General features: G+C 42.9%; 14 protein-coding genes. 6 read left to right on the plus strand and 8 right to left on the minus strand.

Annotated elements, in window-relative coordinates; genetic code table 11:
* Window positions 1-375: 375 nt before the first annotated feature.
* From FHQ08_RS04160 to FHQ08_RS04170, 3 genes are read left to right on the plus strand one after another with little or no spacing between them, the layout of a single operon-like run.
* Window positions 376-1,473, plus strand: a complete 1,098-nt coding sequence (locus FHQ08_RS04160) for a prephenate dehydrogenase (protein WP_230913137.1) — start codon at window positions 376-378, stop codon at window positions 1,471-1,473.
* Complete coding sequence (locus tag FHQ08_RS04165) at window positions 1,461-1,988, plus strand: shikimate kinase (RefSeq protein ID WP_230913138.1); 528 nt, start codon at window positions 1,461-1,463, stop codon at window positions 1,986-1,988. The genes FHQ08_RS04160 and FHQ08_RS04165 overlap by 13 nt, the downstream gene beginning before the upstream one ends.
* A 9-nt stretch (window positions 1,989-1,997) precedes the next feature.
* Complete coding sequence (locus FHQ08_RS04170; RefSeq protein WP_230913139.1) at window positions 1,998-2,720, plus strand: DUF1361 domain-containing protein; 723 nt, start codon at window positions 1,998-2,000, stop codon at window positions 2,718-2,720.
* A gap of 163 nt (window positions 2,721-2,883) precedes the next feature.
* Here FHQ08_RS04170 and FHQ08_RS04175 read toward each other — a convergent pair whose 3' ends face one another.
* A complete protein-coding gene (locus FHQ08_RS04175; RefSeq protein ID WP_230913140.1) occupies window positions 2,884-3,393 on the minus strand; it encodes a hypothetical protein in 510 nt (169 codons plus the stop codon).
* Between the two features lie 201 nt (window positions 3,394-3,594).
* Here FHQ08_RS04175 and FHQ08_RS04180 point away from each other — a divergent pair, with 201 nt between their 5' ends.
* From FHQ08_RS04180 to FHQ08_RS04190, 3 genes are all read left to right on the plus strand, one after another.
* Entirely contained in the window at window positions 3,595-3,918 is a 324-nt protein-coding gene (locus FHQ08_RS04180) for a DUF5808 domain-containing protein (protein ID WP_230913141.1), read from the plus strand.
* Between the two features lie 162 nt (window positions 3,919-4,080).
* Window positions 4,081-4,437: an ArsR/SmtB family transcription factor gene (locus tag FHQ08_RS04185; protein WP_230913162.1), complete on the plus strand. Its 357-nt coding sequence runs from the start codon at window positions 4,081-4,083 to the stop codon at window positions 4,435-4,437.
* On the plus strand, window positions 4,434-6,107 hold the full coding sequence (locus FHQ08_RS04190) for an oleate hydratase (RefSeq protein ID WP_230913142.1): 1,674 nt from the start codon (window positions 4,434-4,436) through the stop codon (window positions 6,105-6,107). Before FHQ08_RS04185 ends, FHQ08_RS04190 begins: the two co-directional genes overlap by 4 nt.
* Window positions 6,108-6,241: 134 nt before the next feature.
* On the opposite strand, the gene FHQ08_RS04195 is transcribed toward FHQ08_RS04190, so the two are convergent.
* The 7 genes from FHQ08_RS04195 to pxpB form a co-directional block, all read right to left on the minus strand.
* The gene (locus FHQ08_RS04195) at window positions 6,242-6,916 is read right to left on the minus strand and encodes a helix-turn-helix domain-containing protein (RefSeq protein WP_230913143.1); all 675 of its coding nucleotides are present in this window, start codon (window positions 6,914-6,916) and stop codon (window positions 6,242-6,244) included.
* A 100-nt stretch (window positions 6,917-7,016) separates the two neighbouring features.
* A complete protein-coding gene (locus tag FHQ08_RS04200; protein ID WP_230913144.1) occupies window positions 7,017-7,709 on the minus strand; it encodes an N-acetylmannosamine-6-phosphate 2-epimerase in 693 nt (230 codons plus the stop codon).
* Between the two features lie 206 nt (window positions 7,710-7,915).
* On the minus strand, window positions 7,916-9,079 hold the full coding sequence (locus FHQ08_RS04205) for an NRAMP family divalent metal transporter (protein WP_230913163.1): 1,164 nt from the start codon (window positions 9,077-9,079) through the stop codon (window positions 7,916-7,918).
* Window positions 9,080-9,199: 120 nt separating this feature from the next.
* On the minus strand, window positions 9,200-9,946 hold the full coding sequence (locus tag FHQ08_RS04210) for a LamB/YcsF family protein (RefSeq protein ID WP_230913145.1): 747 nt from the start codon (window positions 9,944-9,946) through the stop codon (window positions 9,200-9,202).
* A gap of 22 nt (window positions 9,947-9,968) precedes the next feature.
* On the minus strand, window positions 9,969-11,315 hold the full coding sequence (locus FHQ08_RS04215) for an acetyl-CoA carboxylase biotin carboxylase subunit (protein ID WP_230913146.1): 1,347 nt from the start codon (window positions 11,313-11,315) through the stop codon (window positions 9,969-9,971).
* Between the two features lie 29 nt (window positions 11,316-11,344).
* Entirely contained in the window at window positions 11,345-12,361 is a 1,017-nt protein-coding gene (locus FHQ08_RS04220; protein ID WP_230913147.1) for a 5-oxoprolinase subunit C family protein, read from the minus strand.
* Window positions 12,358-13,095, minus strand: a complete 738-nt coding sequence (gene pxpB, locus FHQ08_RS04225) for a 5-oxoprolinase subunit PxpB (protein ID WP_230913148.1) — start codon at window positions 13,093-13,095, stop codon at window positions 12,358-12,360. The genes FHQ08_RS04220 and pxpB overlap by 4 nt, the downstream gene beginning before the upstream one ends.
* Window positions 13,096-13,489 lie beyond the last annotated feature (394 nt).

A 13,489-nucleotide genomic window follows, 5' to 3' on the forward strand; every position in this document is an offset into this window, starting at 1 on the left:
TTATATAATTTTAATGAAGGCCACTCATGAATGTGAGTTTCATAGAGCTAAGGGTTCATTAATAGTGGTGGTGATGCAAGCGTATGTATCTAGGCAGTGGTCTGTTGACAGTATTTCCTGGTTGTGTTATTCTCATCTTATTCTAATTTAAGTGGTTGCTTTTCTCAGTGTTCAGCGAATTGGTGGTCGGTGCAAACCAAGCAGGAAAAGTGGATGAATTATAGTTAATTAATCATGATAGATCATCAAATCGAGTGTGACGAGTTTTTTCGTTGAATATGGGTGGTACCGCGCTTTGGCGTCCCGGTTGCTTAATTGCAATCGGGTTTTTTTAGTATAACTGGTGATGGATCGGCAATTGAGGAGGCACAGGACATGCGTATTTTAATTAATGGCTTAGGACTGATCGGGGGGTCGCTGGCCCAAGCTTTGGTGAAGTTTACCGATCATACAGTGGTCGGGCTAGATCAAAATAAAGATGATTTGGTGTTAGCCAAGCAATCAGCTGTGATCGATGTGGTTGGTGAAAGCCTGGCGATAGAAGCGCCGCGAGCAGATGTAATCATTTTAGCCACGCCAGTACAGGTTATCAATCAGACCTTACAGCAATTAGCGACTTTGCCGCTGAAACCAGGAGTGATCGTGACTGACACTGGTAGTACCAAACAGACTGTTTTAGCGTCGGCCCAAGGATTGCAAGCTAAGGGGATCACCTTTATTGGCGGCCATCCGATGGCGGGGTCGCATAAGTCGGGCGTCCAGGCAGCAAATTGTGATCTTTTTCGCAGTGCATTTTACCTACTGGTACCAGCCAAAGAGGCATCAATTACTGCCGTACAAACGTTGCAGGCGCTACTGCAAGTCACCAATGCCAAGTTTTTGCAAGTTTCACCAGAAAAACACGATCAACTCGTGGCGTTATTAAGTCATGTCCCCCATATCTTAGCAGCGAGTCTCGTAAATTTAGCGAGCCAGGATCTGCGAAACGATCGCGGTATGTTACGCTTGGCGGCTGGTGGTTTTCGAGACATGACGCGCATTGCTTCTAGTGACCCGGAAATGTGGGTCGATATTTTAGACACGAATGGCCCCAAAATTTTGAATTTATTGTATGATTATGAAAAAGGCCTGCATCAGTTGGAGCAATTGATCACGACACAAGATCGTGCAGCCATCTTTGATTTTTTTCGGCAGGCTAAAATAACCCGGGAAAAGATTGAAGCTGATAAGCAAACAGGCGCGTTACCGGGATTTTACGATCTTCATGTGGATATTCCTGATAAAGCCGGTTCGATCGCGCAGATTACGACAAAATTAGCTCAAGCCAATATCAATTTGGTGAATATACAGATTTTAGAGACGCGCGATGAGGTTAATGGCGTTTTGCAATTGACCTTTGCAAATGCCAGAGATTTACAGCGCGCGCAGCAGCTACTTGATATAAAAAAGGAGGTCGCCACATGGCAAGATTAGTATTAGTAGGCTTCATGGGGGCCGGTAAGACAACAATTGGTCGGTTATTAGCCCAAGAAACCAATTTACCTTTAATTGATTTAGATGAAAAAATTGTGGCAGATAATCAACAAACAATTCCGGAAATTTTTGCTGCGGTGGGAGAAGTAGGCTTTCGTCGACTAGAAACTCAAGCACTTAAAGCCGCATTAAATGATGATGTGGTGGTGGCCACAGGCGGCGGCGTAGTCACGCAGGCCATCAACCGCCAACTATTACAGGATACCTTGGCACCAATTATTTATTTAAAAGCCCCCGCCCCAGTCTTGAATCAGCGCGTCGCAAATGATACCAATCGACCTATTGCCGCTAAATTAGATGCCGCGGGATTCGCTGAATTGGTGGCTAGCCGTGAAGCTTTTTATCAGGAAGTCAGTGACTTGACGCTATTGACGGCTGAGGTGACACCAGAGACGATTGTGGCAACGATCAAAGCCCAAGTACTACAAGCACGTAATTCTAAAAATCATAATTAGGAGTTAGTTATGAGTATTTTAATATTGATTGGCGTTTCGGTGCTCTTTAATTTATATGCAATCGGCTTGATTCTTTTGCGGCCCAAGCTTTTCAAGGTTAAGCTATATCGCCCCATGATCAAGAATTTCTATTTGGCCTTACTGCCTTTAGGTTGGTTACTGCTTGTACTAGGCATTTATACGGGTTTGACCTACATAACTGCGCTGACCCAATTGCTCTGGCTGCACAGTGTCGCCCTGGTAATTTTAACTATGGGGTTATTGGCTTGGTTATTATTACTACCCAACTCGGCTTATCTTGTGACGGAATTGAACTTGAACCATCGGGAACAAGATACCAAAGAGGTACCCATTTGGTATGATATTATCTCAGTTTTGAGTTTTGCCTTATCTGGCGTCTTGGATAATTCCTTAAACATTGTGATTCTACAATATACTTACTTTATTGTCGTGGATTCTAATGCTTTTGTAACTGCCCACTTAGTTTTATTTTGGCTGGTTACGATCTTGCTTATTTTAATGGTCAGCTTCGGAGTCTACCTCGGCCGTTATATCCGCTTTAACAGCTGGGATATTCTGCACCCCACATCGTTTCTACATAAGTTTTTTGCCCATTTTAAAGTGATTCGAAATGTGAAAAGTGGATTGTTATTTACGTTGACTTATGGCGTATTTTTAATGTTAAGCTATGCATCCACTTATCTCTTACCAATTTCTGAAATTTTTCGGTGAGCGTGAATTAAAAAACTAAACCAATAGCAGTCGTGATATAAACCTAGCAACTTCAATTAAGAAGTATCGGTTTAATGACGACTGCTATTTTTTTGCTCAAAATTACCGTTTGTTTTGGTTGGCGTTCAAAAGCTAGACAAACGGTAGTGTCTATAATTTGAAATCACAAGCCCTGTATCAGCTGCATACTAGGCATGATTGAAGCAAGGAGTAAAACAATGACGCCAAACCAGAGATATTGTTTTGTCCGTTGTTTGAAAGCTAGATAGCTGAGGTAAAGCTGGATTAACACGCCGCCATAATAAATCGCTAAGGTAAGGCTAGAGTCGATATGATTCTTAGTGATCATCGTAACGATCACAGTTGCGCCAACTACAAATAGGTTATTAATCAGAAAAGCAATCATGACATCTAACCGATGTTGGTTTTTAGCTGGATCTTCACCCGATTTACCAATGCTCTGCACAATGTTAAAGACAATTAAAGGAGTTAAAGCCGAGATAATTGTGACGACTAGACTACTGATGATGGCAGAAAGATAGACGATATTTAAGTTAGCAAGCGCTTTGATTTTTGCAGTGGGATAAGTGAATAGTTGCAAGTGTGCTAAAAATAAAGTCACTAAGATAATTGCTAAAAATAATAAACTTAGTGCTAATGTTCTCTTTTTCATGATCATTCCTCGCCAATCTATAAGTTTTGACTCGATACCATCCAATTGATTAAGCTTAAAATTATGATAGAATCGGCTAATAGTCAGTGAATCTACATCTACAATCTAATTATCTTGGTAATATTAGTCAATGAATTTTTATTTACGATTGTGTGAAGCAATAATGAATTTGTTATTTATTAGACAGAGAGTGTTGTTACTATGAAAAAAGAAACGGTGAAGCAACTTAGGCATTTACAGCAAAAGACGGTAAACCAACAGACGCGTATGAAGGCAAAACCCCATAAAAATTGGTATTTAATCATAGCGATAGTCCTACTAGTTGGATTAGGCCTCATGACAGTCATACCTTTCAAATCCAATTCACAACAGCAGCCAAAGGCGACTTCAAAAAGATTAATTGTGAAAAAGCGGTATGGCATTGGCGTGACAATTAACCTACGCAATCCAATAGGGTTTCTAATTTATGTCAGATTAGTTGTTCTCGTCATTTTTTCAATCGTACAAATTATGATGCAACGTTAAGCTTCGCGAATAAGTTGTTTTAAATAAAACGCTTGCAAATAAATAACAGTGCGTTACAATGATTTTGTAAATTAATATTCTTATATTCGAATATAAGAATATATAAACTAACTGGGGGTGGTCAAATTGAATCATAATGATCAGCAACAAGAGTATTCACGTATGCAAGAACAGGCACTTAAAGAATTTGAACGCGATGTTGTTTACTTAGATGCTTTGTCCAACGAAACCAGACAAAAAATAATTATTCTTTTAGGCTCACATTTAGAAGAAGGCTTAACGGTCAATGAATTAGCTGAAAAGCTAGAACTATCACAACCCGCAACTTCTCACAATTTGAAGGCGCTCAAAGATGTAGGGATGATTTCGAGCACCCGTTCTGGCACCCAGCAATTCTATTATTTAACTTTGGATGAGACGATTTTACGGTTAGAAAGCTTATTGGCTGCCGTCAAAGCAAGTTATCCCTACTCGGCAGCGGCCAAAGTGATCGAATCTGAAAGGAAGTCAAAAAAATGAGACACGCTTACATGATCGGGACAGGTATTGGCAACTTAGCGGCTGGTATTTATTTGATTCGCGATGGCGGTTTTCAAGGCTCACAGATTACCATGCTTGGGTTAGAGCAGCATGGGGCCAATGATGGGGCCACCGCAAAGGCTTATGAAGATGAATATTGGTATCACGATATGACCAATACCAAAGGCTTTTTAGCTAAAGGTGGGCGGATGCTTAATGAAGAGACTTACGAAAATCTTTGGGATATTTTGGCTTCAGTGCCGTCATTGGATCATCCAGGTCAAAGCGTGACCGATGATATTTTAAACTTTGACCACGCCCATCCGACCCATGATGTGGCGCGGCTAATAGATAAGCAGGGGATCCGCAACCAACCTAATCATAATAATTACCGGCATATGCAATTTAATAATAAAGACCGCGCACTTTTGACCAAGTTGATGCTGCTGCCGGAAAAAGACGAAGAACAGCTCAACGATATCAGCATTGAGACTTGGTTTAAGAATAGTCCCCATATTTTCACGACTAATTTTTGGTATATGTGGCAGACGACCTTTGCTTTCAAGAAAGCTAGCTCGGCTATGGAATTACGCCGGTATATGAATCGGATGATTTTAGAATTCAGTCGGATCAATACGCTAGAGGGTGTGACTAGAAGTCCTTACAATCAATATGAAAGCATTATTTTACCGATGCGGCATTACTTAGCCGAACGAGGCGTTACGTTTATCAATAATCGAAAAGTAACAGCTTTCGAATTTGCAGACACACCCTTACAAGACGATATCATTGTGACCGGGTTAAAGTATGAAGTTGTTGATGAAACCAAACAGACAGGTACGATCAAGGTTCAGCCGGATGACCTTGTGTTTGACACCAATGGGTCGATCACAGATAGTTCGTCTATTGGCGACTTAGATACACCTATCAAAGAGGATCTACGTTATGCGCCCAGTGCTCAGTTGTGGCGGCAGGCGGCTAAGCAATTTTATAGTTTAGGTCACCCAGATAAGTTCTTCAATGATCGCTCGCAAAGTGAGTGGGTCAGCTTTACGGTGACGACAAACAACCATGATCTACTGAATCAAATTACTCGGATCACGCAACAGGAGCCGGGAAATGCCTTGAATACCTGGATCGATTCTAAGGCATTATTGTCGATTGTGGTGCACCATCAGCCTCATTTCAAAGCGCAAAAACCTAACGAAACTGTCTTTTGGGGTTATTTCTTAAATCCACGGCAAAATGGTGACTATGTTCAAAAGCCAGCAATTGAAATGACGGGCCGCGAAATGTTAGAAGAATTGCTGGGCCATTTAGCTCAAGTCGACACGGCCAAAGACAATATTGCGCTGCATACTGAAGCGCTCATGGCCAGTGTTGTGAATGTGATTCCTGTTTATATGCCTTACGCATCAGCCTTGTTCAACCGGCGGGCAGTTGGTGATCGTCCAGCCGTTGTTCCAAAGCATTCTAAAAATTTAGCTTTTGTCAGTCAATTCTGTGAAATGCCATTTGATATGGTCTTTACGGAGCAATATTCGATTCGCGCTGCGCAAATTGCTGTTTACACCTTGTTAGGCATTCCATTAACGCATTTGACACCGGTCCATCATTATGAAAAAGACATTGAAGTGATGGCTCGTGCCACCAAGACAATGTTTAGATAAAGTGAGGGGTTAACGATGAAAGTATTGAAAAAAATTATGTGGGGCTTACTCTGGCTGACAGGTATTTTCGGCCTATTCGCTTTTGGAGTTAAGCGGTATTTTGATAGTTTGAATGAATAAGGTTTGGTTTCATTTTAATTAAACGGCCACCAAGACATTTCTTTAGCAACTCGGGGTTCTGCTTTAGCATTATAAGAGAAGTATTTACCAGCTTGTTCGCGCATTTGTAAGGGAATTTGCTTGTGGGTCACTAAGCGAACGTTGTAAACATAGGATCCTTTGTGCGCAACTAAGGCCCAGTTTTGTTTTGGTTCGCGATTACCAACGGTAAATTGCAGCCAACTACCATGGCCAAAAGGATCATCAGAAACAAAAGTATCTATTTTATGGGAATATTGGTTTCCGCTGGTATTTGGCAGTGGGGCATAGCCATATTGGATCGTTAGAAAAGGGTTTGTTCGATCGATCCAAATATTCTGGGTATAACGACCGAAACCTAATAAGATAAACCAGAGTAAAATAAGTGTGAGAAAACTGACTAACACGATCAATATGTGTTGATAACGCTTCTTATAACGAATATCATGGCTTAAACTAGTGACCATTGAATTTTCATCACCTTTCAGTAATTGGTCCAAAGTTATATTTAATAGGTTACTAAGTGTGACTAGGGTATCTAGGTTTGGATAACTAAGATTATTTTCCCAACGAGAAAGTGTTTGTCGCGTAACATGCAATTGGTCAGCTAGGGCTTGTTGTGTGAGTTGTAGTGCTTTTCGTCGAGATCGCAGTATTTCTCCAAATGACATCACTAAGACCTCCTTGATTAATTTAAAGATAACAAAAATACAGCCAATATAACGCAATTATCGTGTTACATTGGCTGTTTTTTGGTTTAAATGTATTGCGTTAATTATTTAAAGCAGCAATAAATTTTTGCGTGATTTGTAAAGGCCGGGTTATGGCACCACCAACGACAACGGCATAACACCCCAATTTTAAACAAGCAAGTATTTTTTCAGGCGTGTCGATTTTACCTTCTGCGATTACTGGGACCTTAGTTGCCTTTAAGACGGCCTTTAAATAAGCAAAGTCGTTATCCGTAAGATTCATATTTTGGGTGGCTTCGGTATAGCCATGCATGGTGGTACCAATTAAATCAAAGCCTAAATTAGTGGCTGTTGTGACATCTGCAAGGGTGGCGGTGTCAGCCATTAAGAGGGTTTCTGGGAACTCCGCGCGTATCTGCTTAATGCTATCGGCCAATGACTCTTTGTTCGGCCGGGTTTCACCGGTAACTTGGCAGGCGACGACTTCAGCGCCGGTGGCCGCAACCGCACGCATTTCCTTGATCGTGGGTGTGATATAAACCTTTGAATCAGGATAGTCTACTTTGTTAAGCCCAATGATCGGCAAATGAGTTTCGTCTTGAATAGCCTGAATATCCACGACGGAATTGGCACGAATGGCTACTGCACCTGCTTGTTTAGCAGCTAAAGCCATGCGTGCCATGATAAAAGAACTATGTAATGGTTCGCCGGGCAATGCTTGGCAGGAAACGATAAGCTGACCTTTAACGGTTTGTAAAAAATGATTTGTCATGAGTTTGATACTTCTTTCTAAACGATTAATAGTTTTGATAGCGTTTACCTAAAGCTTAACGAATAATAGACTTTCTTGCAAATAAGCTTTGAATACCCGCGCTTAGCTTTAGTCACAAGAAAAGCCCTACAATCGGTAGTCTAGGGTTACCTAAGATTGTAAGGCGTTGTAAAAACTGCTATTTCAATGCTAATTTTTTGTGACACTTATTTGATCAGGTTAATGACCGTGTTGATACTGGCGTAGGTCATGAATAAGACAACTAGCCAGCCGGTGACGGTCAACCAGCGCGGGTGTGTATAATTACCGACAATTTTTGCCTTATTAGCGGCCAGCAACAATATTGCTAGAGCGATTGGTAAAACAAACCCATTCAAAGCACCCACAAAGACTAAGACTTTTGCCGGGTTACCGATAAAGTAAAAAACCGCTGTGGAAAAAAGAATGAAGGTGACGATAAGCCATTTACGGGTCTTTTCTTCTTTAACAGTAGCTGTTTGGGGAGTGGCTGACTGCAGAAAAGAAACCGAAGTAAAAGTCGCGCCTAATGTAGAAGTCATACCAGCCGCAAATAGGAGTAGCCCAAAGAACTTGTAACCAAAATTACCGGCGGCATATTGGAAAATAGAAGCAGCTGGGTTGGAGGGGGCGAGTTTATATCCGGTCATAACAACTGCTAGGCCAGCTAAGAAAAGCATGATTCGGATAACGGAAGCGAGTCCAATACCGGTCAGGGCACCTTCGTTGACATAACGAATATTTTCTTTACCTTTAAGACCGCCTTCTAGGAGACGATGCCCACCTGAAAAAGAAATATAGCCGCCAACGGTGCCGCCGATGATCGTGACAATTGAATAAAAGTCGATTTTAGTAGGCATAAAGGCATGCTGCACAGCTGTTTGGTAAGGGACAGCCATGATCCAAATAATATAAATCAAAATAGCCACTTTTACGACTGCTAAAATTTGAACAGCACGGTCCATGGTTCTTAGGGCATTTTTCACGACAAAAATCGCCAAAGCAATTGCGGCCGCAATAATTGCCCCATTTTCGGGGGAGATACCAAAGAGTACGTTCAGACCTAGACCAGCACCGCCAATATTGCCAATGTTAAAAAACAGTCCACCTAAGGCCACGATACCAGATAAAACGTAACCTAAGCCGGGGAAAAGTTCATTGGCAATGACTTGGGCTTTTTGACCACTGACCACGATGATGCGCCAAACATTTAGCTGGACGATCACATCAGCGATGATACAAAGTAAGATGGCAAAACCAAAATTTGCCCCCATTTGACCGGTAAACATCGCTGTTTGAGTTAGGAAACCAGGGCCAACAGCCGCCATCGCCATCAAAAAGGCAGCGCCCATGGCAATACTGCGTTTGCGTTTCCGAGCTGCAATTGTTTCGGGCGTTAATGGGGTTGTAGTCTCAACTTCAGTATTCTTGGCATTTCTTAACATGGGCATGCATCCTTTCGAAGGTATTGCCTAGAAACGAATAATTTCAATATTTGCCTGTGCAAAAGCTGCACGGATAGCTTTAACGATTTCAAGCGCAGCGCCATTATCACCATGAACGCAGAGTGTATCTGTTTTTAATGTGACCTGTTCACCAGTAACTGCGGTCACAGCTTGCTGTTGTACCATATTTACTGTTCGCTGAGCGATTGCTTTAGGGTCTGTCAGCACTGCATTATTTTGACTGCGGGGCACGAGCGCGCCATTAGCTTGATAGTTACGATCGCCAAAAACTTCTTCTGCGTAGGGCAAGCCAATCTCTTTAGCAGCGGCGATGAGCTGGCTTTGGGCTAAGCCATAGATGGGCAAGTTGGGGTCAACTTCTTGAATGGCCGTACAAATCGCTAAAGCAATGTCATGGTCTTGCCCAGCCATGTTATATAAGGCACCATGCGGTTTGACGTGATGCAGCTGGCCTGTTTTAGTGAATGCCTGTAATGCGCCAATTTGATACTTGACCATATTATGGATCTCTTCAGCAGGAAGATCGAAACGTTGCCGCCCGAAGCCTTGTAAGTCGTGAAAGCCAGGGTGGGCACCAATTGCTACGCCAGCTGTTTCGGCTAGTTGAACGGTGTGCGCCATCACGTCAGGATCGCCAGCATGGTAACCGCAAGCAATATTAACCGAGGAAACTAATTGGATGACTTCGGGATCGTGTCCAAGCTGATAATGGCCAAAACTTTCGCCCAAATCACTATTTAAATCAATTTTCATAAAGCGACACTCCTTAAAATTATTAAACTTCGGTAAAAACAGTTTGCTGTATGGCTGGCTGGGTCAACTGGTCTAACCAATTAATGTTCGTTTGATTGGCGATATAAGCTGGTTCTTGAATCAATTGCATGAGAAAGTCTAAATTTGTGTGGATGCCAGCGATCACAGTTTCGTCTAAAGCTACTCGCATTTTTGCTAGGGCTTGTTGGCGGGTATCAGCTAAAACGATGATTTTAGCAATCATGGCATCATAGTAAGGTGGCACGCGATAACCTTGATATAAGGCGGTTTCGACCCTAACCCCATTGCCAGCAGGTAGGTGTAGCGCCGTGACCTGACCAGCAGAAAGGGCATTGACGCGGCATTCAATGGCATAGCGTTGGGGTTGGATAAACGTTGTTTGGAAAGGTAACGGCCGTCCAGCCGCAATTTGCAGCTGTAATTGGACTAAGTCTGTTGTTGTCGTTAATTCTGTAATCGGATGCTCCACTTGAATGCGCGTGTTCATTTCCATGAAGTAGAATTGCTTAGGACCGTTGTAAAGAAATTCCAAGGTGCCAACGCCAACATAACCGATATCTTTGACCGCGTTCGCTGACACGGTGTACATCATCTTGCGCGTTGCGGCGTCTAATTTTGCTGCTGGCGCCTCTTCGATCACTTTTTGGTGATGCTGTTGAATCGTGCAGTCCCGCTCGCCAAGGATAGCGACTTGGCCAAATTGATCAGCGGCGATTTGAACTTCAATGTGTCGTGGTTGAGCTAAGTATTTTTCTAAGTACATTTCGCGGTCGCCAAAAGCATTGATAGCTTCGCTTTGAGCTAAATCAAATTGTGCTTTGAACTCAGCTTCAGATTGGATGACGCGCATCCCTTTACCGCCACCGCCAGCACTGGCTTTAAGCATAACCGGATAGCCGATCTTTTTTGCGGCAGCTAGACCTTCTGTTTGTGTGGTGAATTCATGGTCGCTTCCAGGCGTGATCGGCACACCAGCAGCTTGCATTGTGGCCCGAGCACGGGATTTTTCGCCCATCTGTTGCATCACTTGGCTTGTTGGACCAATAAAAGTAAAACCAGAATCGTTGCAGGTGGCCGCAAAGTCAGCATTTTCAGATAGAAAGCCATAACCTGGGTGGATGGCGTCAGCCTGAGTGTTAGCTGCAGCTGCTAATATGTTTGGTTGGTTGAGATAGCTTTTTTGTGGATCGGCAGGACCAATACAAACAGCTTCATCAGCGAGCTGGACATGTAACGCTTGGGCATCCGCCGTGGCATAGACAGCGACGGTTTTTAAGCCTAATTCGTGGCAGGCTCGAATGATACGAACGGCAATTTCGCCCCGATTAGCAATTAGCACTTTTTTCAAAATAGGCACCTCCAAAATATAAATAGCATTTAATCGGTAACCTGGATCATGGACGTGATTTTTTGCGCGGCAATACGCTGTGGACTGATGGGTGGTTGATATTTCATGGCGTGAAAACTTTGGGTCAACGCTTGTAAATTTTGCTGCTGCGTACGCCATAGTGCGGTTGCCTGAGTAACAGTCAATAGCTGAAAGTGAATTTTAGCTTGAGGGGCATTTTGAACGAACCGGTGCCGATCAACAGCTGCAATCGTAGCAATCACTGGATACCCACCAGTGGTTTGTCGATCAGCCAACAAGACGACGGGGTCGCCGTTGCGGGTGATTTGAATATTACCAAAAGCGGTTCCCTGAGAAAGCAGGTTCGTAGTAGGCGTGGCGATCGGCTTACCAGTTAAGTGATAGCCCATACGATCCGTTTGGTTGGTAATGGTATAAGTTTGGTTCAAAAATTGTGTCTGTGCTTGTTTAGTAAATTGGGACCATTGCGGCCCGGGCAAAAGCCGAATGGGCTGTGTTGCTGGTAAGGCATGCCAAGCAAGATGACGATACTCCAGACTGGTCAATGTTTGGACTGGTAAGATCGGCAGCTGATCATGGGCACGTAAGGTTCGGCCTGCGAGTCCGCCAATTTGTGCTTTCAGAGTGGTTGCGCGACTGTCTAGAACTTTAGGTGTTTGGATACCGCCAGCAATTGTTAAATAGCCAAACCGTCCAGCTGTAATTGGTCCTAAGTTAAGTTGGTCGCCTTGATGGACGGCATAAACGGTATTTTGCTGGATCGGCTGTTGGTTTAGTGAGGGTTGACTTAGTTTGGCGCCGGTAATGGCGATAAAAGTCTCAGTATGGAACAAGAGGTCAGGAGCGATGCCTGTATATTCTAAGGCCGCAGCGTCGTTGGGATTATTCAAAAGTAAGTTACCAATTTGATAAGCTAACTGATCCATTGCACCAGATTCAGAGAAGCCCTCGATCTGATGGGTTGGCCGGCCAATATCTTGAATGGTCGTAAACAAGCCGGGATGTAAGATTTCAATTGTATTCATGAGTGGTCGCCTATTCTCTGATGAATTTGGAGTTTAAAAGCATCGGCGCGGTCAGCTTGATAAATTTCATCAAAGTCATGACGGTCAATACTGTAGAAATGAATATAATCTCCCGCATGATAACGTGGTCGTGGATTTTGCGGGTCGTATAATTTCAAAGGCGTGCGTCCAAGCAGCCGCCAACCACCTGGCGAAACAACAGGATAAAAGCCGGTTTGTTTTCCGGCGATGCCGACACTGCCAGCTGCTAATGCCTTTCGTGGCGTGGCTAGGCGGGGCATGGCGATTTGATCGGGTACCGAACCCATGTAAGCGAATCCCGGTAGAAAGCCTAACATGAAGATGAAATAAGTTTGTTGGGTATGCAAATGAATCAAATCGGCGATCGTTAAATGACCAAAGTCTGCCACAGCTTGCAAATCAGGACCAAAGGCTTCATCGTAGCAAACCGGAATATCAATGATGCGCTGAGTTGCAGTTACAGTTGTTTCCAGAAGATTCATTTGCTTAGTGAGTTGTGTTTGGAGTGTGGCTTGATCAATTTGAAGCAAGTCAAAGTTAATTGTTAAGGTCGCATAACCAGGAATGACACTCGTAATACCAGATATTTCAGTTGTGTGCTGTAGCGTCTGAGCTAATTGTTGAATAAATGTATTTTCGCGAACATCGATTTTATTGGGGTAAATGAGCATCAAGCTAGATTCACTTAGTTGGAAAAAGTGATAATCGGTCAATTATCGGCGCCCCCTTTGAATGTAATGTATACTAACATATCATCAATATATCATTTTTCTAATCTAAATCAAATTATTTCACCCGCTAAAATTGTGATTTTCATTAAAAATTACTTTTAAATCAAAGAAAATCGATGGAAATTTATTTTCTAAACTTTTAAATCAGGGCATATAAAAAAGCCATTACCTGAAGTTATTGTGCTTCAGTAATGACTTTATTTGTGGTGGTGCCCGAAAACTAGCCGATGATGTTCACGCTCTAAACGCGTTCCAAAGGGCAACGCCTTCACCTAACTGCGAATGTCTCAAATGGCAAAGACACCATTTATCGTCATCCTCGTTAGTGCTCAGTCGCTGAATGCCCTTTGTCACGCTCTAAACACGTTCGTAAAGC

Origin of the sequence: Agrilactobacillus fermenti (genome assembly GCF_021030645.1) — a bacterium.
GTDB classification, from domain to species: domain Bacteria; phylum Bacillota; class Bacilli; order Lactobacillales; family Lactobacillaceae; genus Agrilactobacillus; species Agrilactobacillus fermenti.